A 22,700-nucleotide genomic window follows, 5' to 3' on the forward strand; every position below is an offset into this window, starting at 1 on the left:
CGGGGCGGCGGCGGGGGCTGCCGCGGGCGCCGGCGCGGCGGCCGGGGCCGGCGCGGGCCTGGCGCCGGCGGGCTTGTTCAGCGCCGCCTCGACGTCGGACTTCACGATGCGGCCGCCGGGACCGCTGCCGGTGATGCCGGCGAGGTCGAGGTTGGATTGGGCCGCCATGCGCTTCGCCAGCGGCGAGACGAAGACACGCTCGCCGCCATCATGGCCATTGGCCTTGGGCGGGATCGGCTGCGGGTTCAGCGCCTGCTTCTCCGCCGGGGCGGGCGGGGTGATCGGCTGCTCGGCGGCGCCGGCGACCTTGCCGCCATCCGCCTTGATGCCTTCCTGCGCCGCGCCTTGCGAGGGCGACTGGTTGGCTTCCGCCTTGGCTGCTTTCGGCGCGGGCGCCGCATCGGCGGATTCGCCCTCCTCGACCAGCACGCCGATGGTCGCATTCACCTGCACGCCGGCGGTTCCGTCGGCGACCAGGATCTTGCCGAGGATGCCCTCGTCCACGGCTTCCACTTCCATGGTCGCCTTGTCGGTCTCGATCTCGGCGATGATGTCGCCGGCCTTGACGGTATCGCCTTCCTTCTTCAGCCAGCGGGCCAGCGTGCCCTCGGTCATGGTGGGCGAGAGCGCCGGCATGAGGATATTGGTTGCCATCGTCTCCGCCCCTTACTTGTAGGTCACGCGCTTCACCGCATCGACCACGTGGTCGATGGTCGGCAGCGCGAGCTTCTCGAGATTGGCCGCATAGGGCATCGGGACATCGAGCCCGGCGACGCGGACCGGCGGCGCATCCAGGTAGTCGAAGGCCGCTTCCATCACCTGCATCGAGACCTCGGCGCCGATGCCGGCATAGGGCCAGCCCTCCTCCACCGTCACCAGGCGGTTGGTCTTCTTGACCGAGGCCACGATGGTGTCGATGTCGAGCGGACGCAGCGAGCGGAGGTTCACCACCTCGGCCTCGATGCCCTCCTTGGCCAGCTTCTCGGCGGCCTGCAGCGCGAGGCCGACCTCGATGCTGAAGGCGACGATGGTGACATCCTTGCCGGCCCGCTCGATCTTGGCCTTGCCGATCTCGAGGATGAAGTCATCCGCGGTCGGGACCTCGAAGGTCTGGCCGTAGAGGATCTCGTTCTCGAGGAAGATGACCGGGTTCGGGTCCCGGATGGCGGCGCGCAGCAGCCCCTTGGCGTCCGCCGCCGACCAGGGCGCCAGCACCTTGAGGCCGGGCAGGTGCGCGTACCAGCTCGCGTAGCACTGGGAATGCTGCGCCGCGACGCGCGACGCCGCGCCGTTCGGGCCGCGGAAGACGATGGGACAGCCGAGCTGGCCGCCCGACATGTACAACGTCTTCGCGGCACTGTTCACGATCTGGTCGATCGCCTGCATGGAGAAGTTGAAGGTCATGAACTCGACGATCGGCTTCAGCCCGGTGAAGGCGGCGCCGACCGCCATGCCGGTGAAGCCGTGCTCGGTGATCGGCGTGTCGATCACCCGGCGCGGGCCGAATTCCTCGAGCAGCCCCTGGCTGATCTTGTAGGCACCCTGGTACTGGGCGACCTCCTCGCCGAGCAGGAAGACCTTGTCGTCGGCGCGCATCTCGGCGGCCATGGCGTCGCGCAGCGCCTCGCGCACGGTGATGGGCTTGGTCGCGCCCCAATCCTTGTCCGGCTCGGCCTGGGCCTTGCCCGGCTCGGTCCTGGCCGATGCCTCGGGGCGGCTCTCGGCGCCCTTGGCGGCGACCTGGGCATGGTCCTCGGCCTGCTTGGCGGTGCCGCCGACCGCGGGGCTGGCGGCCGCCGGCGGGGCCGGCTGCTGCGGCTGGTTGGTGTCATGGCCGGGGGCCACCGGCTTGGCCGCGCCGCCGCCGCCGCCGTCGAGCTCGGCGATCACGCTGTTCACCGCGACGCCCTCGGTGCCTTCGGGCACCAGGATCTTGGTCAGCGTGCCTTCCTCGACGGCTTCCACCTCCATGGTCGCCTTGTCGGTCTCGATCTCGGCGATGACGTCGCCGGACTTCACCGCATCGCCCTCCTGCTTCAGCCAGCGGGAGAGCTTGCCCTCCGTCATGGTCGGGGAGAGCGCGGGCATCAGGATCTCGACACCCATGTCAGCGGGCCTCCAGCAGGATATCGGTCCAGAGCTCGCTCTCGGGCGGCTCTGGGCTCTGTTGGGCGAAGTCGGCGGCTTCCTGCACGATGGCCTTGACGCTGTCGTCGATCGTCTTCAGCTCGGCCTCGGTGGTGCCGCCCTCCAGCAGCGACTTGCGCGCGGTCTCGATCGGGTCGGACTGCTCGCGCATCTTCTGCACCTCCTCCCGGGTGCGGTACTTCGCCGGGTCGGACATGGAATGGCCGCGGTAGCGGTAGGTCCGCATCTCCAGCAGGTAGGGGCCGAGGCCCTCGCGGCAGTGGGCGGCGGCGCGCTGGCCGGCCTCCTTCACCGCCACCACGTCCATGCCGTTCACCTGCTCGCCGGGGATGCCCCAGGGCGCGCCGTTCTTCGACAGGTCGCGGGAGGCGCTGGCACGCTCGACACTGGTGCCCATGCCGTACTTGTTGTTCTCGATGATGAAGATGACCGGCAGCTTCATCAGCGCGGCGAGGTTCATGCTCTCGAAGACCTGGCCCTGGTTCGAGGCGCCCTCGCCGAAATAGGTCAGCGAGAGGTTCTTCGACTGCCGGTACCAGTTGGCGAAGGCGAGGCCGGTGCCGAGCGAGACCTGGGCGCCGACGATGCCATGGCCGCCGTAGAAGCCCTTCTCCCGGCTGAACATGTGCATGGAGCCCCCCTTGCCCTTGGAGTAGCCGCCGATGCGCCCGGTCAGCTCGGCCATGACGCCGCGCGCCTCCATGCCGGTGGCCAGCATGTGGCCGTGGTCGCGGTAGGAGGTGATGACCTGGTCGCCCGGCTCGAGGCAGGCCTGCATGCCGACCACCACCGCTTCCTGGCCGATGTAGAGGTGGCAGAAGCCGCCGATGAGGCCCATGCCGTAAAGCTGGCCGGCCTTCTCCTCGAAGCGGCGGATCAGGAGCATGTCCCGATAGGCCTGCAGGAGCTGGTCGCGCGACATGGAGGGATCCTTCGCCGCCCGCCCGCGTCGCTTGGCGCTCGCCGCTTCCGCTGCCTGGGCCATCCGGTCCCTCCCTTGGTATGCATCCTCGACGACAGGGAATTACGCGCGCCATGGCCGAACGACAAGCGCGAGCCCCAAGAAAAAACCGAGACGCCGCAACGAAATACCGACATTAACCAAATGTTTGTTAATTCCATTTTGACGCAGTGCGGCATGCATTCCGGCCATTGCGGCAGACCCCGGGCCCGGCGCAAGATTCGGAGCCCTCCCCGCCGCCCGGGCAATTCCACCGCAGCGCGGGTCTTTCCTTGACCGGCCCCGGCCCGCGCCCGGATAAGCCGCCGAGCCGCAGGAGCCCGCATGCCGATGCCCGCCTGGAGCCGCTGGCTGCTGCTGCCGCTGCAGGTGCTGGCGGTGGCGACCGGCGCCAAATCCTTCCGCGACAACCCGGTGCTCGGCCATGCCCGGCTGAACCGCTGGGGGCTGCACCTCTGGCGCAAGCGCCTGGCGCTGCGGCTGGCGGCGGCGCGGCGGCGGCGGCTGGCGCCCGGCATCGCCGCCGCCGACCGCGCCGCCTTCGAGCGCGACGGCTACCTGGCGATCCCGGATTTCCTGCCGCCGGCCGAGTTCGCGCGGGTCCGGGCGGAGCTGCTGGGCTGGACCACCCCGGCGCGGGAGTTCGTCGACGGCTCCACCCTCACGCGGCTGATCCCGCTGGACGGCACCGCCCTGCCCGGCCTGCCCGCCACCGCGGCGGCGCTCGGCGGCGCGCGCTACCGCGGGCTGCACGACTACGTCGGCTCCTGCCGCCTGCCGCCGCATCTCTTCGTGCAGACCGTCTTCAGCGGGGTGCGGGAGGCGCCGCCGGACGTACAGAGCCATTTCCACAGCGACACCTTCCACCCGACGGTGAAGTCCTGGCTGTTCCTGACCGAGGTGCCGGGGGATGCGGCGGGCTTCACCTACGTGCCGGGCTCGCACCGGCCGGGCCGGCGGCACCTGGCCTGGGAGCGGCGGGTTTCGGTCACGGCGGCGCAGCACGCCGACCGGCTGACCGGCGAGGGCTCGCTGCGGATCGAGGAGGCGATGCTGCGGCGGCTCGGCTACCCGGCGCCGCGCAAGCTGGCGGTGGCGGCCAATACCCTGGTGATCGCCGATACCAGCGGCTTTCACCGGCGCGGGATCAGCGCCGGGTCGGCCTGCCGGATCGCGATCTGGGGCTATGCCAGGGGCTGGCCCTTCCAGCCCTGGGCGGGGATCGGGCGGGGGCTGCGCTCCGGCCGGGTGGTGCGCGGCTTCTGGGCGGCGCAGGACCTGCTGGCGCGGCTGGGCGGGCGGGGCAATGGCTGGGGCTGGGTCGGCGACCGCTCCCCGGCGGCGCCACCCCGCCTGCCGGGCGAGGCCCCCGGCCCTGCTCAGTAGAGGCGGCGGGAGGGCTCGTAGGGAATGACGATCTCGTCCTTGCCGACGAGGTTCAGCAGGGTGCGGGCCCGCTCGTCGAGCTGGTCGCGGTCGATGCGGTCGCCGCGCAGGCCATTGACCCGGCGCTCCATCGAGTCGCGCTCGTTCTCGACCCGGGCGAGGGTCAGCTTGGCGCCGGCGATCTCGGCGAGGCGGCGCTCGCGGGCCCAGAGGCCGCTCTCGCCCTCCAGCGAATGCCAGACGAAATAGCCGCAGAGCAGGGCGAGGCCCACCGGCGGCGCCGCATCCTTCAGCCAGCGGCGCAGGCGGCGCCCGAGCGAATCATGGTCCATCGGCAGCGGCCCCCCGTCGCGCGTGACGGCCCCCCCCCCCGGGCGGCCGCGGTCACGACCCCTTGATGCCGAATGGCGCCGCGTCCTGGCAAGCACAGAACGCGGCGCCGCGCATTTTTCGGCGGGGCGGCCGGTGGCTCAGCGGCGGAGGATGGTCCGGCCGGCGTAGCGGGCGGCGGTGCCGAGCTGCTGCTCGATCCGGATGAGCTGGTTGTACTTGGCCAGCCGGTCCGAGCGCGACAGCGAGCCGGTCTTGATCTGGCCGCAGTTGGTCGCCACGGCGAGGTCGGCGATGGTGGCGTCCTCGGTCTCGCCCGAGCGGTGCGACATGACCGCGGTATAGCCGGCGCGATGCGCCATCTCGACCGCTTCCAGCGTCTCGGAGAGCGTGCCGATCTGGTTGACCTTGACCAGGATGGAATTCGCGGTGCCGGTCTCGATGCCCTGGCGCAGGCGCTCCGGGTTGGTCACAAAGAGGTCGTCGCCGACCAGCTGGACCTTCCCGCCGAGCTTCTCGGTCAGCAGCTTCCAGCCGGCCCAGTCGTCCTCGGCCATGCCGTCCTCGATGCTGACGATCGGCCACTTGGCGCAGAGCGCGGCGAGGTAGTCGACCATGCCGCCGGCGTCGAAGGACTTGCCCTCGCCGTCCATCTTGTACACACCCTCATGGAAGAACTCGGTGCTGGCGGCATCGAGGGCGAAGACGATGTCCTCGCCGACCCGGTGGCCGGCGGCCTCGCAAGCCTTGGCGATGAAGCCCAGCGCCTCGTCGGCGCTGCCGATGTTCGGGGCGAAGCCGCCCTCGTCGCCGACGTTGGTGTTGTGGTGGGCGTCGTGCAGCTGCTTCTTCAGCGCGGCGAAGCACTCGGCGCCGATCCGGACCGCATCCGCCATGGTGCCGGCGGCGACCGGCATGATCATGAATTCCTGGATGTCGATCGGGTTGTCCGCGTGCTGGCCGCCGTTGATGATGTTCATCATCGGCACCGGCAGGGTGCGGGCGAAGACGCCGCCGACATACTTGTACAGCGGCAGGTCGAGGTCGATGGCGGCCGCCTTGGCGGTGGCCAGGCTGACCGCGAGGATGGCATTGGCGCCGAGGCGGGACTTGTTCGGGGTGCCGTCCAGCTCGATCATGGCGGCGTCGATGCGGAGCTGCTCGGTCGGGTCCATGCCGGAGAGGGCATCGAAGATCTCGCCCTCGACATTGGCGACGGCCTTCAGCACGCCCTTGCCGCCGTAGCGGGACTTGTCGCCGTCGCGCAGCTCCGAGGCCTCGTGCGCGCCGGTGGAGGCGCCGGAGGGGACGATGGCGCGGCCGCTGATGCCGCTGTCCAGCACCACCTCGGCTTCGACCGTGGGGTTGCCGCGGCTGTCCAGGACTTCGCGGGCGGTGATGTCGACGATGGCGGACATGGGGGGCTCCGACGCTGTTCCAGGCGCGGATAACGGCCCCGGTCGCGGGCGGCAAGGGCACAACTGCCGGAGAGGCCGGCTATTCGCCCCCGCCGTCCCCGCCACCGCCGCCATCGCCGCCGCCATCCCCTTCGCCGTCGGCGGCGTCGCCGCCGAAGCCGTCGCCGCTGCCGCCATCCCCGGCAGCGCCGGTGGCCAGCAGCGCGCCGCCCAGCGCCCCGGCGCCGGCGGCGCCGAGGATCAGCGGGCCGGCCGCCTCGCCCAGGCCGAAGCCGGCGGCGGCCATGGCGAGGACCAGCATCGCGGCCCCCAGCCCGAGCAGCCGGCGGCCCCGCCGCCGCATGGCGGCGGGCTAGCCGCGGCGGCTGCCTTCGGTGGTGACCGAGACCCGGGCGACCGCGGCCTCGAGCGCGACGACCGGATCCTCGGCGTCCGGGCCATCGGCCGCCAGCGCCGCATGCGCCTGCTCGATCGCCGCCAGCAGGTCGATCAGCGCGGCGAAGGTGCCCTCGGCCGGGTCGGCATCACGCAGCTCGGCGACGCTGCGGAAGATGCTGTAGCGCTCCCCGGCGCCGATCCGGCCATCGGCGCGGAGGGCGGCGAGGAAGCGGGACTGCTGGGCATCGAGCGCCTCCCGCCGGGCGCGGATGGCGCCGCGGGCCCCCTGCCCGATCTCCGGGCCGATGACGGCGCGCAGCAGCGCCACCACCGCCTGCAGGTGCGGCTGGCCGGCGGCGACCATGCCCGCCAGGGTCGGCCGGGCACCGCCGCGGGTCATGGTCTCCGGCATGTCGGAGAGGGCGGCGATGCCGGCGAGGCCGGCGGTCCGCACCGGCTCCGGCACCGGCGTGCCGCCGGCGGCCTGGACGGCGGCGAGGCCGTTGCCGACGGCGGCGGCGAGCTGCTGGCCGCTCGGCCCCGGCTTGCCCTGGATGCGCTCGCCCTCCGCCACCTGGTCGAGCAGGTGGCCGTAGTCGCTGAGCGCCGTGAAGGCGGGCGAGAGCACCCGGCCGGCGGCCTCGGCGGCGCCGGCCGGGGCGGCGGTGAAGCGGGAGGGCGGCGCGGCGCGGCCGCCGACGGCGAAGCCGATGGCGCTGTCCTCGCGCGCGGCCATGCGCTCGAAGCCGTCCATCCGGGCGACGGCGGCATCGACCGCGGGGTCGGCGGCCTCGAGCGCCGCGGCGAAGCGCAGCGCCGCGGTCATCGGCGGCTCGGGCCGGCCCCGGCCCGAGCCGGCGCAGCCGGAGAGCGCCGGGGCGGCGAGGAGGGGCAGGGCAATCATCATGAGGCGACGCCGGACCATGGCGGTTTCCTTCTGGAAGGCTGGCGCGAGTGAGACCTTGCCGGGAACCGCGGTCAAGCGGCGGGCGCATCGGTCCTATCGGCCGGTTGTGCCGCAACCATGGCGGCACTGTGCTTTCTTCGGGATTACCGTTGGGTAGGGTCGGCCCCGACCAGGGCCGACCCTCCGGCCCGGGTCAGACCAGGCGGGAGTGGCGGACCGCGGCGCCGATGAAGCCGCGGAACAGCGGATGCGGCGCGAAGGGCTTCGAGCGCAGCTCCGGGTGGAACTGGACGCCGATGAACCAGGGGTGGTCCGGGTACTCGACGATCTCCGGCAGCTCGCCATCCGGGGACATGCCGGAGAAGCGGAGTCCCACCTCCTCCAGCCGGTCCTTGTAGTTGACGTTCACCTCGTAGCGGTGGCGGTGGCGCTCCTGGATCTCGGCCGAGCCGCCGTAGACCTGCTGCACCAGCGAGCCCTCGGTCAGCCTGGCCGCATAGGCGCCGAGCCGCATGGTGCCGCCGAGGTCGCCCATGGCATTGCGCCGCTCGAGCGCGTTGCCGCGCAGCCATTCGGTCATCAGCCCGACCACCGGGTCCTCGCAGGGGCCGAATTCGGTGGAGGAGGCGCCCTTGAGCCCGACCAGGTTCCGCGCCGCCTCGATCACCGCCATCTGCATGCCGAAACAGATGCCGAAGAAGGGGATCTTGCGTTCGCGGGCGAAGCGGACCGCCTCGATCTTGCCGGGGGTGCCGCGCTCGCCGAAGCCGCCGGGCACCAGGATGCCGTGGACGCCCTCGAGCCGCTTCACCGCCTCGGCCATGTCGCCACGGCGGTCGTCGAAGACCTCCGAATCGACCCAGTCGAGCTTGACCTTGACGTTGTGCGCGATGCCGCCGTGGGTCAGCGCCTCGTTCAGCGACTTATAGCTGTCGAGCAGGTTGGTGTACTTGCCGACGACGGCGATAGTGACCTCGCCCTCCGGCTGGGACAGGGAATGGACGATGCCCTCCCAGCGCCGCATGTCCGGCTCCCCGTAGATGGAGAGGCCGAAGTGGCGGAGGACTTCGCGGTCCAGCCCCTCGGTATGGTACTGCAGCGGCACGCCGTAGATGCTGCTGGCATCCAGCGCCGGGATGACGGATTCCGGACGGACGTTGCAAAACAGCGCGATCTTGCGCCGCTCGTTCTCCGGGATCGGCCGGTCGCAGCGGCAGAGCAGGATCTGCGGCTGGATGCCCAGGCCCAGCAGCTCCTTGACCGAGTGCTGGGTCGGCTTGGTCTTCAGCTCACCGGCGGAGCCGATGTAGGGCACCAGCGTGAGGTGCATGAAGAGGCTGTTGGTCGGGCCCAGCTCGTTGGCCAGCTGCCGCAGCGCCTCGAGGAAGGGCAGCGATTCGATGTCGCCCACGGTGCCGCCGACCTCGACCAGGATGAAGTCGTAGCCGTCGGTCTCGGCCTGGACCACTTCCTTGATCTTGTCGGTGATGTGCGGGATCACCTGGACGGTGCCACCGAGATAGTCGCCGCGGCGCTCGGCCGCGATGACATCCGAGTAGATCCGACCCGTCGTCCAGTTGTCCGCCTTCGAGGCATGGACTCCCGTAAAACGCTCGTAATGCCCAAGGTCGAGGTCGGTCTCGGCACCATCGTCGGTGACGAAGACTTCCCCATGCTGATAGGGCGACATGGTCCCCGGATCCACGTTCAGATAGGGATCGAGCTTGCGCAGGCGGATTTTGTATCCGCGCGCCTGCAACAGGGCACCGAGAGATGCCGCTGCGATGCCCTTGCCGAGGGAGGAGACCACGCCGCCGGTGATGAATACGAACCGCGCCATGGGCGCCCTTCTTAGCGACGGTTGGGCGCCTCGGCTACCCGCCGCGTCACGTATCCGCCATGCATCCCTGTGGCTTGTCGGATATCAGCCGTCCGGGCGGCCGGAATGCCGGGCCGGAGGCGTGGCCGCGGGCAGCCGGGGGCCAGGACCGGCAGCCGCCGGGGTTCGACTCGGCCGGCCGGGGCCGGCGACTCGGTTGGGCCGGGGGCGCCGGCGCCGGGGCTCAGTTGTTCGGAACGCCCGGGGCGGCGGGGACGGCCGGGGCGGTCGCGGCCGGCGGCGGCGGCGCCACGTCGAGGATCGAGCCGCGCAGGCCGGTGCCGCGGCCGAGCAGCGCCAGGGTCAGCGACAGCACGAAGAACAGCGTGCCGAGGATGCCGGTGGTGCGGGTCAGCAGGTTGGCGGTGCCGCGTCCGCCCATGAAGGAGCCCATGCCCTGCGACGAGCCGATGCCGAGCCCGCCGCCCTCGCTGCGCTGGAGCAGGACCACGCCGATCAGGGCGAGGGTCACGAAGAGATGGATGATCAGGAGGACAGTGGCCATTGCGGTTCACTACCGGCAATCGGGGCGGGATTCCAGCCCCCCGCCCGCCTCAGGCCTCGACCACCACGTAGGAATCCTCGACCCGCACGGCGAAGGTCTCGGCCAGGTAGGGACCCTCGACCAGGGCGGCCCCGGGCTCGACATGGGCGGGGTACTGGCGGAGCTGGACCCGCTTCGGGTCGAACCAGGACTTGCCGGTGCGGATGTCGAATTCCCAGTAGTGCCAGGGGCAGCGGACCATCTCGCCGCGACGGGAGTAGCGGTACTCGCCCGGGGTCGAGCTCTCGACATGGCCGGAGACCAGCCCGGCGCAGAGGCTGCCGCCCTGGTGCGGGCAGCGGTCCGAGAGGGCGAAGAACTCGCCGCCCAGGTTGAAGACGACGATGCGCTTGCCCTCGGCCTCGACCAGCCTGCGGCCGCCGGGGGGGAGGTCGGAGACGGGGGCGACGATGATCTTGGCCACGCTACCGTTCCCAGGCAGCAGGAACCGGGGCGCCGTCCCGGACCCCGCCGGAGGTTTCAAAAATTGTAGAGCGCCTTGGCGTTGCCGCCGAAGATGGCGGCGCGCCGCTCGACCGGGATGGTGCCGGGCAGTGCCTGGCGCGGGTCGTCGAAATCCCAGTGCGGATAGTCCGAGGCAAACAGGATGTGGTCCCAGCCGACCCATTCGCAGATGTCGAGCAGGTGCTTGCCCCGCTCGGGGTCCTCCATCGGCTGGGTCGAGACGTAGATGTGCTCCTTGATGTAATCGGACGGCAGCCGGGTCAGGTGCGGCACCTCGGACTTCAGGTGCTTCCAGTGCTTGTCGAGCCGCCAGCCGACCGAGGGCAGCCAGGCGAAGCCGCATTCGATCAGCACCACCTTCAGGCCGGGGTACCGGGCGAAGACGCCCTCCGTCACCAGGGAGATGACCTGGTTCTGGCAGGAGGTGGCGTGCTCGCTCACCTCCTCGATGTAGAAGCTCGGCCAGCCGCCGTTGGTCATGGCCCAGCCGGAATAGCCGAAGGCGTGGAAGGCGACCGGCAGCCCGGCCTCGACCGCCGCCTCGTAGATCGGCCAGTAGCGCGGGTTGCCGGCGGGCTCGGCGGTGCGCGACATCATCAGCACCTGCGAGAAATTCGGGTCGCCGGCGCGCTTCCTGATCTCGGCGGCGGAGGCGGCCGGGTCCTCGTAGGGGACCACGATGCTACCGCGCAGCCGCGGCTCCTTCCGCAGCCAGTGGTCGAGCTGCCACTCGTTGTTGGCATGCGCCATGGCGGCGGAGAAGCCGTTGTTCCGGTCCCCCTGCCCGCTCGGCTGCAGCGGGTTCAGGATGCCGTAGTCGATCCCGTAATTGTCCAGCAGCTGGAAGCGCAGGAAGTCGAGGTCGGAGGCCGGCGTGCCCCCGGTCGGCGGCCAGGCGTCGCGCCGGGCGGCCAGGGGCTGGGCCTTCGGGAAGGGCGGCTGGCCGCCGGTGAAGCCGTGCCGGGCGCGCATGCCCCAGGTCTGCAGGTGCTCCCACCAGCGCTGGCTGAGATAGGGCCGGAAGACCTCGAGGCTGGTGGTGCGGGGATGGATGTCGACATCCACCAGACCCAGCGTTGCGGCCGGCGGTTTTCCAGGCATCGCAATGGGTTGGACGACGTTCATGCGACGGCTCCTTCACGCAGGCGCTGGTAGGTCGCCAGCGCGTTGTCCCGCATCAGCTTGGGCAGCAGGCGCTCGGGGATGCCAGGCGGGATGGCGGCGTCCCCGTCGAACTGCCAATGGGGCCAGTCGGAGGCCCAGAGCAGCATCTCCTCCGAACGGAAATGGTCGATGATCCGTTCCACGGTGTTGCCCTCCTCCGGCGCATCCAGCGGCTGCACGGTCAGGCGGACCTGGTCGCGGATGATCTCGGCCGGCAGCCGGTCGACCCAGGGGATCTCGAAGCGCACCCCCTTCCAGGTCTTCTGCAGCCGCCAGAGGAAGCTCGGCAGCCAGGTGACGCCGGATTCCAGCAGCACCACCTTGAGGGCGGGGTATTTGGCGAAGGCGCCCTCGGTCAGCAGGCTGGCCAGGGTGCTCTGGAAGCCCTGCTGGTTGGCGGCGTATTCCTCGAGGTACCAGGAGGTCCAGCCGACCGAGGTCTGCGGATGCCGGTAGGCGCTGCCGGCATGGATGCCGAGCGGCAGGCCATGCCTCACGCAAGCTTCGAAGATCGGCCAGTACTGCCTTCTTCCTAAAGGATTCTCGCCCATGACCAGGGCCAGCACCTGGACGAAGCGCGCATCCCCCGCCAGGCGCTCGATCTCGGCGACGGAGGCCTCGACGCTCTGCAGCGGCAGCACGATGGAGGCGCGCAGCCGGTCGTCCCGGTCGAGCCATTCCGCCCGGGTCCAGTCGTTCAGGGCGCGGGTGAAGGCGACCGCCATGTCCTCGTTGAAGACCAGCTGCACGCCGTAGAGCGGGTTCAGGATGCCGGCGGCGGTGCCGAGCCGGTCGAGCGACTGGCGCTGCAGCTGCCCGACCGTCTCCGCGCCGCGGCCGTTCGGGCCGCGCCAGTCCTGGCGGATGGTCTTCGGCGAGCGGATCGGCCAGGACTGGCTGTCGAGGGTGGTGATGCCGCGCTCGGTCACCTGGTCGCGCCAGAACTCGTCCATGTAGGGGGTGAGCGCCTGCATCCCCGGAACCATGGGGTGGAGGTCGCAGTCGATCGGGCGATAGGCGCTGAGCATCGGCGTCCCGTTATCCTCCCCAGCCGGCGATCCCGAGATAGGCGGCCGCCAGCTTCGCCTGGCCTTCGAACATGGCCCGGCCGGTGACCACATCACACCCCTTCCCGCGGGCCGCGTCCAGCAGCGGGGTGATCTCGGGGTTGGGAATGACGTCGGCGACCACCTGCAGGGCGCTCAGCCGGCCGGGGTCGAAGGGCAGCGGGTCGCCAGGGCGGAGGCCCAGGGGCGTGGCATTGACCAGCAGCGCATGGCCCGCGGGGTCGGGCAGCGCGACCCGGGCCTCGCAGGCGGGGAAGGCGACGGCGACCTCGGCGGCGAGGGCGCCGGCGCGGCCGGGCGCCGCGTCCGACAGGTCGAGCGCCGCCGCCCCGGCCCGGGCCAGGGCGAAGGCGATGGCCCGCCCTGCCCCACCGCAGCCGAGCTGCAGCACCCGCAACCCCGCCGGGTCGTGGCCGGCCGCCCGCAGCCCGGCGACGAAACCCTCGCCGTCGAACATGTCGCCCTCCCACCCGCCGGGGGTCCGGCGGAGGGTGTTCGCCACGCCGGTGAGCCGGGCCATGGGCCCGAGCGCCGCCAGCCAGGGCACCACCGCCTGCTTGTGCGGCATGGTCAGCACCACCCCGTCGAGGTTGCGGATGCGGGAGAGGCCGGCCCAGGCGGCGGCGAGGTCGGCGGCCGGGACCTCCAGCGGGACGAAGACCGCATCCAGCCCGAGCCGGGCGAATTCGGCGTTCCACATGGCCGGCGAGCGGACCACGTGCACGGGGTCGCCGAGGATGGCGAAGACCCGGGCGGCACCGGTGATGGACGGCATGGCTCGGCGTTCCCTGGCAGGCCCGGGCGGCGGGTGCGGGCGGCATCCTGGCCCGGAACCGGCCGGGGCGAAAGCCGCGGCGCATCCCCCGCCGGCCGGATGACCCGGTCCTGTCCTGCAGGTCACCCGCCGCCGGGATGCCGGCAGAAAACCCCGAGCGCACGGGTTTGTCATGCATCAGCCGGGCTGTTGCGGCGCTGCCGCAGGGCCTGTGCCGCGTTGCAGCAGCATCGTTCTAAGTCGCTTCGGGACGAAGACGATGCCTGCCGCATCCTGGTGGGCCGCCGTCGCCTCGGGGGGCTGACCCCGGACGCCGGCGCGCCACATGATGCGTATCGATATGAAGGAGGAGTTCCCCATGGCGAAAGCCGCGAAGCCCCAGCCCACCCGCAACGACGTCCCGGGCAATGCCAAGCAGGTCTCGATCGGCGTGCTGCAGGCCTGCCTGGTCGACGGGATCGACCTCTACAACTCCACCCGCCAGGCCCATTGGAACGTGAAGGGCCCGCATTTCGGCGAGCTGCACAAGCTGTTCGAGGAGTTCTACAACGCCCTGCACGTCGACACCGACGACCTGGCCGAGCGGATCGTCCAGCTCGGCGGCACCGCCGTTGGCGTCACCCAGAACCTCGCCTCCAGCACCCGCCTGCCGCCCTACCCGACCGATGTCTATGCCGGGATGGAGCACGTGAAGCTGCTGGCCGACCGCTACGCCATGGTCGCCAAGGCGCTGCGCGAGGGGATCGACACCACCGATGAGGCCGGCGACGCCGACACCGCCGACCTGCTGACCGAGAAGTCCCGCGCCACCGACAAGATGCTCTGGATGCTGGAAGCCCACCTGCCGCCCGACACCGTGGCCTGAGGCCACAAGGGCAAGGCCTGACTGCGGCGGCGGGGCAACCCGCCGCCGCAACCCGCTCCCCGGTTGCATCCACCGTGTTGTATCCGGCTCCCCTGCCGGCTATCTTGGCGGCATTAGGGGAACAAGACATGAACGATCTCTTCGGCGGCCGCCCCGGCGCAAAAGCCGCGGCCAAGGGTGTGGTCGAGGCCGCCAGCTATTCCGCCAAGGACATCGAGGTCCTGGAGGGGCTGGAGCCGGTCCGCCGCCGCCCCGGCATGTACATCGGCGGCACCGACGACAACGCGCTGCACCACCTGGCCGCCGAGATCCTCGACAATGCGATGGACGAGGCGGTGGCCGGCCATGCCGACCGGATCGAGCTGACCCTCGAGGCCGGCAACTGGCTGACCGTGCGCGACAACGGGCGGGGGATCCCGACCGACCCGCACCCGAAATTCCCCAAGCTCTCGGCGCTCGAGGTCATCTTCACCACCCTCCATTCGGGCGGCAAGTTCTCCGGCAAGGCCTATGAGACCTCGGGCGGCCTGCACGGCGTCGGCTCCTCGGTGGTGAATGCGCTCGCCGAGCGGATGGAGGTGGAGGTCGCCCGCGACCGCACCCTGTTCACCCAGGCCTATGCCCGCGGCAAGCCGCTGGGGCGGCTGAAGAACGCCGGGCCGATCCACAACCGCCGCGGCACCACCATCCGCTTCAAGCCCGACCCCGAGATCTTCGGCCCGCTGGAATTCGCCGCCGCCCGGCTCTACCGGCTGTGCCGCTCCAAGGCCTATCTCTACCGCGGGGTCGAGATCCGCTGGAGCTGCGACCCGGCCCTGGCGAGCGGGGAGACCCCGGCCAGCGCCACCCTGCACTTCCCGGGCGGGCTGGCGGACTTCCTGACCTCCGCCCTCGAGGGCCGCGGCCAGGTGGTCCCGGCCCCCTATGTCGGCGAGGCCAGCTTCCCCGACCGCGCCGGCCGCTGCGAATGGGCGGTCACCTGGCTGGAGCATGGCGACGGCTTCCTCAGCACCTATGCCAATACCATCCCGACCAGCCAGGGCGGCACCCATGAGGCCGGGCTGCGCGCCGCCCTCGTCAAGGGCCTGCGCGCCTATGGCGAGCTGAAGCGGGACAAGCGCGCCGCCTCGGTCACCGCCGAGGACCTGTTCGGCGGCCTCGCAGGCATGCTCAGCGTCTTCGTCCGCGACCCGCAGTTCCAGGGCCAGACCAAGGAGAAGCTGACCAGCCCGGAGGCCGCCCGGCTGGTCGAGGCGGCGCTGCGCGACCACTTCGACCACTGGCTGGCCGGCGACCCCAATACCGCCGGCAACCTGCTGGCCTGGGCGATCGAGCGGGCCGAGGACCGCATCCGCCGCCGCGAGCAGAAGGACATGCCGCGCAAGTCGGCGACCCGGAAGCTGCGGCTGCCGGGCAAGCTGACCGACTGCTCCCGCGAATCGGCCGAGGGGACCGAGCTGTTCCTGGTCGAGGGCGACAGCGCCGGCGGCTCGGCCAAGCAGGCGCGCGACCGGGAAACCCAGGCGGTGCTGCCGCTGCGCGGCAAGATCCTGAACGTCGCCAGCGCCTCGGCCGACAAGCTGCGCGGCAACCAGGAGCTGAAGGACCTGGTCGAGGCGCTGGGCTGCGGCGCCGGGGAGCGCTTCGACATCACCCGGCTGCGCTACGGCCGGGTCATCATCATGACCGATGCCGATGTCGACGGCGCGCATATCGCGGCGCTGCTGATGACCTTCTTCTACAAGGAGCTGCGCGAGCTGGTGAACCAGGGCCGGCTGCACCTGGCGCAGCCGCCGCTCTACCGGCTGCAGCACGGCGGCAAGTCGATCTATGCCCAGGACGACGCCGACCGCGAGCGCATCCTGAAGAAGGAATTCAAGCCGAGCCAGAAGGTCGAGGTCAGCCGCTTCAAGGGCCTCGGCGAGATGCCGCCGGCGGCGCTGAAGGAGACCACCATGGACCCGCGCAAGCGGACCCTGCTGAAGGTGATCCTGCCGACCGAGGAGCGGGCGCATACCGCCGAGCTGATGGAGGCGCTGATGGGCCGGCGGCCGGAGCTGCGCTTCAAGTTCATCCAGGAGAACGCCTCGAAGCTGGATGCGGCGGAGGTCGACGTCTGACCGGCGCCGCGGGCATCCGGCCCGGCGTCAGTCGACGCTGGTCGCCGGGCCGCGCGGCCGGCTGCGGTTCCAGACGGTGCGGATCGCCTCGCTGACCCCGACCGGGTCGGGCACGCCCTTCAGCACCTGCACCTCCTCCGGGCCGCGGCCCTCGACCGACTTCACCACGATGTCGCCGATGCCGACCAGGCGCTGGTAGAGGTTGCGGGTGGAGACGACGTCGCGGATGCGGAAGACCTCCACGTCGTCGCGCACCTTGGTCCAGAAGCCGGATTCGATGACGATCCGCTCGCTGGTGATGGTGATGCGCTGGCGGCCGAGGAAGGGCAGGCCGAGCAGCAGCACGGCCAGGGCGCCGCGGCCGAGGCCGAAGGACCGCTTGGTTTCCCGGGTGGTGAGCACGGTGGTTTCGGACATGCGGGCGCCTCGGCGAGGGGCCGGCCCATCGGTGGATGGCGCCGGCGGATGGGCCGGGATCGTGACCGGCGCAGGCGGCGGACGCAACGTGGTCAGGCGCCGGTGCCGGGCGGCCCGCCACCCTTGCGCTCGGCCATCGGTTCAATCAACTGCTGGTTATCCGTAAGGTCTGGCCATCACGGTTTGAGGAATGTCTTTCCGATTCGTGATAGCAAGCCATCTCGCATCGGTACGGTCCGGTGCTGTTCCGTTCTGAACGCCGCCCTGGGGTCGGGGCAGGAGACGACATGCGCTTGCCCAATGCCGGCCGCGCCGCGCCAGGCGGGGATCCCATCGGGTGACGCCCGACCAGGGTTCCTCGGAGACCATGCCCGGCCGGTCGCCGGCCGGCCCGGGCAGCGCCGCGGCCGAGCCCGCCGGCTGGGCCGCGGACAACCTCCTGCCGGAGGCCCCGCCCCCGCCGGCGATGCCTCGTCCCGCCGTGACCGCGACCACGGCCGCTCGGACCGCCCGGCGGCTGCGCCGCTCGCTGGCCTGGCTGCTGGCCGGGGCGATCGCCCTGCCGGCCAGCATCCTCGGCGCCGGCGCCTGGCTGGCCTGGACGGCGCAGTGGCGGGAGGCCGGGGTCGAGCTCGCCCGGGCGGCGGAGGCCGCGGCCGACTACAGCGCCCGATCGCTGCTCAACTACTCCATCGCCGCCAGCCGGGTGGACGACCTGCTGCGGGGCCTGACCGATGCCGAGATCCGCGACCGCGAGGCGGAGCTGCATCATGAGCTGCGGGCGCTGGTGACCCAGCTGCCGCAGGCCTCCGCCGCCTATGTGCTGGACCGCCAGGGCATGCCGCTGGTCGCCGCCGACCGCCTGCCTGTGCCGCAGGTCTCCTTCGCGCAGGACCGCGACTACTTCGCCGCCCTGGCCGCGCCAGGGGCGCCGCCGGTGCATGTCAGCCAGGTCTATACCGGCCGGTTCGAAGGCCGGCGCTTCTTCGCGGTCAGCCGGCGCCGCAGCAACACCGGCAATCCGCCGCAGCCCGATGGCTTCGACGGGCTGGTGAACCTCTCGGTCGAGCCGGCGCCGCTGGCGGATGGCCTCCGCCGGCTGACCGCCACCTCCGGCGATGCCATCGCCCTGATCCGGGCGGACGGGGCGATGCTGGCCCGCACCCGCGACGCCGAGGGACCCTTCCCCACCCTGCCGCCGGGTAGCCAGTTCCGCCGCCACGCCGAGGCGGGAACGCTCGCGGCCACCTATCACGCGACCGCCGCCATCGGCGGCGAGCCCCAGCTGATCGCCCTCCGCCGTCTCGAGCAGCTGCCGGTCTATGTCGCCGTCATCCGGCCGCGCAGTGCCATCGTCGCCGCCTGGTGGGAGGCGGTGCGGCCGCAGGTCGGCATCGGCCTGCCGGCGATGCTGGCGCTGCTGGGGCTGGCGCTGCTGGTCCGCCGCAGCCAGCTCGACCTGATCGCCGCCAACGACACGCTGGAGGCCCGGGTCGCCGACCGCGCCGCGACGCTGGAGGAGGTCTCCCAGGCCCTCGACCTCACCCCCTGCATGATCACCGACCTCAGGGGCCGGGTGAGCCACTGGTCGGAGGGCTGCGTCCGGCTCTACGGCTATTCCCGCGACGAGGCGCTGGGACGGATGGTGACCGAGCTTCTGGCCACCGAATTCCCCCCCGGCGGCCGCCAGGGGCTGCTCGCCGCCCTGCTCCGCCACGGGCAGTGGCAGGGCGAGCTGCGCCAGGTGCGGCGCGACGGCACGCGCATCGTCACCGGCACCCAATGGACCCTGCGCCTGGACCCGCTGACCGGCGCCCCGATGTCCATCGTCAGCACCCGCACCGACCTCAGCGCGCTGCGCCAGGCCGAACGGGCGCTCAGCCGCAGCGAGGCGCGGCTGCATCGGGCGCAGGAGGCCAGCGGCGTGGTCGCCTTCGAGGTCGCCGAGGATGGGCAGGTGATGGCGGATGCGGCGCTGCCCGGGCTGTTCGGCCTCTCCCCCGCGACGGTGCCGACCGTCGGCCGCTGCCTCGGCCGCCTCCACCGGCCGGACCGGGCGGCGGCGCTGGCGCTGCGGTCCCGCCTCGCCGCCGCCGGGGGCGCCTTCAGCCTGGAGTTCCGGGTCGCCCTGGCGGATGGCGCCGAGCGCTGGCTGCTGGCCCGTGGCGAGGCGACGGCGGATCCCGCCGGCGGCGCCAATCCGCGGATGCTGGCCGGCATCATCCTCGACGTCACCGAACGCCGCGCCGCCGAGACCGCCCTGGCCGACAGCGGCGAGCGGTTGCGCCTCGCCCAGGCGGCCGCCGGCTTCGGCATCTACGACCACGACCTCCCGAGCGGCCGGGTCACCTGGGACCGCCGCATGCGCGCCTTCTGGGACCTGCCGGACGACCTCCCGGTGACCAACCGGGTCTTCCTCGCCGGGCTGCACCCCGATGACCGGGCCCTGCGCCGCGACGCGGTCCGGAACGCGTTGGACCCGGCGGGGCCGGGCACCTACCAGGTGGAGTACCGCGTCATCGGCCGGCAGGACGGGCAGGAACGCTGGATCGCCACCACCGGCCAGGTCCGCTTCGCCCAAGGGCAGCCGGTGCGGCTGACCGGCCTCGCCATGGACATCACCGCCCGCAAGCGGACCGAGCAGCGCAACGAGCTGCTGATGCGGGAGGTCGACCACCGGGCGAAGAACGCCCTGGCGGTGGTGCAGGCGGCGCTGCGGCTGTCGCGAGCGGAATCGCCGGCGGAGCTGGTGCGGATCGTCGAGGGAAGGGTCGCCGCCCTGGCCCGGGCGCAGACCATCCTGGCCCAGCGCCGCTGGGAGGGGGCGGAGCTGCAGGACCTGCTGCAGGGCGAGCTGGCGCCCTTCCTGACCGGAATCCGCCGCGACGCGCCGCGGGCGGAGCTGGCCGGGCCGGCGGTGACGGTCGCCGCCCATGCCGCCCAGCCGCTCTGCATGGCGATCCACGAGCTGGCGACCAATGCGATGAAGTACGGCGCGCTGTCCCGGGCCGGCGGGCTGCTGCAGGTGACCTGGCGGCTGGATCCGGCGAAGCGGAGCCTGGTCCTGGCCTGGCGCGAGAGCGGCGGGCCGGACATCGCCACCCTGCCGGCCGGGCGCGGCTTCGGCTCGCGGGTCATCGAGCAGACGGTGCAGGGCCAGCTCGGCGGCGCGGTGCGGCGGCGCTGGCTGGCCGAGGGGCTGGCCTGCGACATCGAGGTCCCGCTGAGCCGGAGCGGCGCGGCCAAGGCGCTGGTGCTGGACGGCGAGGCGGCGGCGGCCTGAGCGCCGCCGCGGCGCGGCCGGCGGCTCAGCCCGTCCCCGCCTCCCCGAGGAGCCAGCCGCGCAGCAGCGCGGTCACCGCCGCGGGCGCCTCGAGCGGCGGCAAGTGGCCGCAGCCGGGGATCCGGTGCAGCCGGGCGCCGGGGATGGCGGCGGCGATCTCGGCCGCCAGCGCGGGCGGCGTCAGCGCATCCGCCTCCCCCACCGCGACCAGGGTCGGCAGCCGCAACCCGGGCAGGTCGGGCCCCGAATCCGGGCGGCCGAGAATGGCGGCCTGCTGGCGCAGGAAGGCCTCCCGCCCCACCCGCTCGGCCATGGCCATGACGGCGCCGCCGACCGGGCCGGCGAGATGGTCGGGGTGGACCAGCTGCGGCAGCAGCCGCGGCGTCACCCCCTTGAACTGGCCGCTGCGGGTCAGGGCCATCAGCCCGCGGCGGCGGCGGGCCTGCTCCGGCGTGTCCGGCCGGGCGGAGGTGTCGAGCAGCGCCAGCCGGGTGACCCGGCCGGGCGCCTGGCGGAGCACCTCGAAGGCGAGGTAGCCGCCCATGGAGAGCCCGGCCAGGGCGAATCGCGGGGGAGCCGCGGCCAGGGCGCGGGCGGCCATGGCCGGCAGGCTGTCGTCGGCGGTCACCTCCGCCACCTGGCAGCGGGCCAGCCCCTCCAGCCCGGCGACCTGGGCCTCCCAGAGCGCGGCGTCGCAGAGCAAGCCGGGCAGCAGCAGCAGGTCGGCGAGGTCGGGCATGGGCGTTGCGGTTCCTGGCGGGAGGTCGGCGGACCGGCAGAATGCGGCCTGCCGGCCGGGTCACGCTTGATTTTTGCGCGGGTCTGGCGCATAGGAGCCGCGGACCTGGAATGGCAGCCTTGCGAAAAGGCGAGCCGGGCGTCGGTTTTCGGCCATTCGGGCCGCCATGCCGCCGCTGTCCCGGCGAAGGAACCGACCGCACTTGACCGATACCTCCGAACGGCCCGCACCCGACGCGGCCGGACACGAGCACAACAACCAGCCGGCGGCAACCGCCGCGGCACCGGCGACGCAGGGCGTCGCCGAGGAACCCGAGGCTGCGGCCGCGGTAGAGCCCCCCGCGGCGGAAGCCGCCGAGGCGGCGCAGGCCGAGGCGGGCTTCGCCGAGACGGCCCCCGCCGTCGCGGCCCCGACGGATGTCGTCGCGCCGGACGCGACCTCGCCGGACGCCGGCCCGGAGGCGCCCGCCACCGACAGCGGCCAGGCCATGCCCACTGCGGATGAGACCGCCGAGCCGGCCGCCGCGGCACCGACCGATGCCGAAGAGGGCGCCTCCGAGGAGGATGCCGAGGAGGACCCGGGCGACGAGGACTCCGCCCCCCGCGTCACCTTCGCCGACCTCGGCCTCTCCGAGCCGATCGTCCGCGCCGTGTCCGAGGCCGGCTACGTCACCCCGACGCCGATCCAGGAAGCCGCCATCCCCATCGTGCTGATGGGCCGCGACGTGCTGGGCTGCGCCCAGACCGGCACCGGCAAGACCGCCGGCTTCACCCTGCCGATGCTCGACATCCTCGCCTCCGGCCGGGCCAAGGCGCGCATGCCGCGCAGCCTGATCCTGGAGCCGACCCGCGAGCTGGCGCTGCAGGTCGCCGAGAATTTCGTGAAGTACGGCAAGCACCTCAACCTGGTGCATGCCCTGCTGATCGGCGGCGAGAGCATGAACGACCAGCGCACCGTGCTCGAGAAGGGCGTCGACGTCCTGATCGCCACGCCGGGCCGGCTGCTCGACCTGTTCGAGCGCGGCCGCATCCTGCTCGCCGATTGCAAGGTCCTCGTCATCGACGAGGCCGACCGCATGCTGGACATGGGCTTCATCCCCGATGTCGAGCGCATCGTCGCCATGCTGCCGCCGATGCGCCAGACGCTGTTCTTCAGCGCCACCATGGCGCCCGAGATCCGCCGGCTGGCCGATGCCTTCCTGCAGAACCCGAAGGAGATCAGCGTCTCCGCCCCGGCCTCGGTGGCCGCGACCATCACCGCCGGGCTGCTCTGGACCCGCGAGCTCGACAAGCGCGAAGCGCTGCGCCGGCTGATCCGCCGCGAGGAGGTGCAGACCGCGCTGATCTTCTGCAACCGCAAGGTCGAGGTCGACGTCCTCTACAAGTCGCTGAAGCGGCACGGCTTCTCGGTCGGCGCGCTGCATGGCGACATGGACCAGCCGACCCGCTTCGCCACGCTGAACAAGTTCAAGGCGAACGAGCTGCAGCTGCTGGTCTGCTCGGATGTCGCGGCGCGCGGCCTCGACATCGGCGGGCTGAGCCATGTCTTCAACTTCGACGTGCCCTTCCATGCCGAGGACTACGTCCACCGCATCGGCCGCACCGGCCGGGCCGGCAAGCAGGGCGCCGCCTTCACCATCGCCACCCCGGATGACGCCCGCAACGTCGCGGCGATCGAGAAGCTGACCGGCCGGCCGATCCCGCGCATCGAGGTCGAGGGGCTCGACGAGGTCAGCACCGAGGAAATCGCCGAGGCAGCGACCCGGCCGACCCGTGGCCGTGGCGGCCGCGGTGCCCCGGCCCGCGGCGGCCGTCCGGCCGCCGGCGGGCGGGATGGCGGGCGCGAGCGCGAGCG

Annotated in this window: 20 protein-coding genes; 5 read left to right on the plus strand and 15 right to left on the minus strand. The window is 72.2% G+C overall.

Going from position 1 to position 22,700, the window contains the following annotated elements; genetic code table 11:
* From QWZ14_RS26475 to pdhA, 3 genes are all read right to left on the minus strand, one after another.
* The coding region (locus QWZ14_RS26475) for a biotin/lipoyl-containing protein (RefSeq protein ID WP_290320030.1) at window positions 1-654 on the minus strand (654 nt) is incomplete at its 3' end.
* A gap of 12 nt (window positions 655-666) precedes the next feature.
* Window positions 667-2,106, minus strand: coding sequence for a pyruvate dehydrogenase complex E1 component subunit beta (locus tag QWZ14_RS26480; RefSeq protein ID WP_290320031.1), 1,440 nt, complete (start codon window positions 2,104-2,106; stop codon window positions 667-669).
* Window position 2,107: 1 nt separating this feature from the next.
* Window positions 2,108-3,133: a pyruvate dehydrogenase (acetyl-transferring) E1 component subunit alpha gene (gene pdhA / locus QWZ14_RS26485; RefSeq protein WP_290320032.1), complete on the minus strand. Its 1,026-nt coding sequence runs from the start codon at window positions 3,131-3,133 to the stop codon at window positions 2,108-2,110.
* A 300-nt stretch (window positions 3,134-3,433) separates the two neighbouring features.
* Between pdhA and QWZ14_RS26490 the strand changes: the two genes are divergently transcribed.
* On the plus strand, window positions 3,434-4,495 hold the full coding sequence (locus QWZ14_RS26490) for a phytanoyl-CoA dioxygenase family protein (RefSeq protein ID WP_290320033.1): 1,062 nt from the start codon (window positions 3,434-3,436) through the stop codon (window positions 4,493-4,495).
* Here the strand turns inward: QWZ14_RS26490 and QWZ14_RS26495 are convergent.
* The 10 genes from QWZ14_RS26495 to QWZ14_RS26540 form a co-directional block, all read right to left on the minus strand.
* Entirely contained in the window at window positions 4,489-4,827 is a 339-nt protein-coding gene (locus QWZ14_RS26495; protein WP_290320034.1) for an FtsB family cell division protein, read from the minus strand. The two genes, QWZ14_RS26490 and QWZ14_RS26495, sit on opposite strands and share 7 nt — an antisense overlap.
* A 138-nt stretch (window positions 4,828-4,965) precedes the next feature.
* Window positions 4,966-6,243 (minus strand): phosphopyruvate hydratase, encoded by a 1,278-nt coding sequence (eno, locus tag QWZ14_RS26500; RefSeq protein WP_290320035.1) that lies wholly within the window; start codon window positions 6,241-6,243, stop codon window positions 4,966-4,968.
* A 79-nt stretch (window positions 6,244-6,322) separates the two neighbouring features.
* Entirely contained in the window at window positions 6,323-6,586 is a 264-nt protein-coding gene (locus tag QWZ14_RS26505) for a hypothetical protein (RefSeq protein ID WP_290320036.1), read from the minus strand.
* Window positions 6,587-6,595: 9 nt separating this feature from the next.
* Complete coding sequence (locus QWZ14_RS26510; protein WP_290320037.1) at window positions 6,596-7,546, minus strand: hypothetical protein; 951 nt, start codon at window positions 7,544-7,546, stop codon at window positions 6,596-6,598.
* A 175-nt stretch (window positions 7,547-7,721) separates the two neighbouring features.
* Window positions 7,722-9,368 (minus strand): CTP synthase, encoded by a 1,647-nt coding sequence (locus tag QWZ14_RS26515; protein ID WP_290320038.1) that lies wholly within the window; start codon window positions 9,366-9,368, stop codon window positions 7,722-7,724.
* Window positions 9,369-9,591: 223 nt separating this feature from the next.
* Window positions 9,592-9,912 (minus strand): preprotein translocase subunit SecG, encoded by a 321-nt coding sequence (gene secG / locus QWZ14_RS26520; protein WP_290320039.1) that lies wholly within the window; start codon window positions 9,910-9,912, stop codon window positions 9,592-9,594.
* Between the two features lie 49 nt (window positions 9,913-9,961).
* Window positions 9,962-10,375 (minus strand): Rieske (2Fe-2S) protein, encoded by a 414-nt coding sequence (locus QWZ14_RS26525; RefSeq protein ID WP_290320040.1) that lies wholly within the window; start codon window positions 10,373-10,375, stop codon window positions 9,962-9,964.
* Between the two features lie 56 nt (window positions 10,376-10,431).
* Window positions 10,432-11,541 carry an amidohydrolase family protein gene (locus QWZ14_RS26530; protein ID WP_290320041.1) on the minus strand — a complete coding sequence of 370 codons (1,110 nt, stop codon included), beginning with the start codon at window positions 11,539-11,541 and terminating at the stop codon, window positions 10,432-10,434.
* Entirely contained in the window at window positions 11,538-12,608 is a 1,071-nt protein-coding gene (locus QWZ14_RS26535) for an amidohydrolase family protein (RefSeq protein ID WP_290320042.1), read from the minus strand. The genes QWZ14_RS26530 and QWZ14_RS26535 overlap by 4 nt, the downstream gene beginning before the upstream one ends.
* A 10-nt stretch (window positions 12,609-12,618) precedes the next feature.
* On the minus strand, window positions 12,619-13,422 hold the full coding sequence (locus tag QWZ14_RS26540) for a shikimate dehydrogenase family protein (protein WP_290320043.1): 804 nt from the start codon (window positions 13,420-13,422) through the stop codon (window positions 12,619-12,621).
* A 358-nt stretch (window positions 13,423-13,780) separates the two neighbouring features.
* Here QWZ14_RS26540 and dps point away from each other — a divergent pair, with 358 nt between their 5' ends.
* Complete coding sequence (gene dps, locus QWZ14_RS26545) at window positions 13,781-14,287, plus strand: DNA starvation/stationary phase protection protein Dps (RefSeq protein ID WP_290320044.1); 507 nt, start codon at window positions 13,781-13,783, stop codon at window positions 14,285-14,287.
* A gap of 128 nt (window positions 14,288-14,415) precedes the next feature.
* Window positions 14,416-16,407: a DNA topoisomerase IV subunit B gene (gene parE, locus QWZ14_RS26550; protein WP_290320045.1), complete on the plus strand. Its 1,992-nt coding sequence runs from the start codon at window positions 14,416-14,418 to the stop codon at window positions 16,405-16,407.
* A 27-nt stretch (window positions 16,408-16,434) separates the two neighbouring features.
* Here the strand turns inward: parE and QWZ14_RS26555 are convergent, their stop codons facing one another.
* Window positions 16,435-16,824, minus strand: coding sequence for a PH domain-containing protein (locus tag QWZ14_RS26555; protein ID WP_290320046.1), 390 nt, complete (start codon window positions 16,822-16,824; stop codon window positions 16,435-16,437).
* Window positions 16,825-17,161: 337 nt separating this feature from the next.
* On the opposite strand from QWZ14_RS26555, the gene QWZ14_RS26560 reads away from it, so the two are divergent.
* The gene (locus QWZ14_RS26560; protein ID WP_290320048.1) at window positions 17,162-20,107 is read left to right on the plus strand and encodes a PAS domain S-box protein; all 2,946 of its coding nucleotides are present in this window, start codon (window positions 17,162-17,164) and stop codon (window positions 20,105-20,107) included.
* A 25-nt stretch (window positions 20,108-20,132) separates the two neighbouring features.
* Here the strand turns inward: QWZ14_RS26560 and QWZ14_RS26565 are convergent, their stop codons facing one another.
* The gene (locus QWZ14_RS26565; protein ID WP_290320049.1) at window positions 20,133-20,846 is read right to left on the minus strand and encodes an alpha/beta fold hydrolase; all 714 of its coding nucleotides are present in this window, start codon (window positions 20,844-20,846) and stop codon (window positions 20,133-20,135) included.
* A 202-nt stretch (window positions 20,847-21,048) separates the two neighbouring features.
* Between QWZ14_RS26565 and QWZ14_RS26570 the strand changes: the two genes are divergently transcribed.
* A partial coding sequence (locus QWZ14_RS26570) for a DEAD/DEAH box helicase (RefSeq protein ID WP_408903751.1) occupies window positions 21,049-22,700 on the plus strand: 1,652 nt, incomplete at its 3' end.

Source organism: Paeniroseomonas aquatica (assembly GCF_030409335.1).
Lineage (GTDB): Bacteria > Pseudomonadota > Alphaproteobacteria > Acetobacterales > Acetobacteraceae > Belnapia > Belnapia aquatica.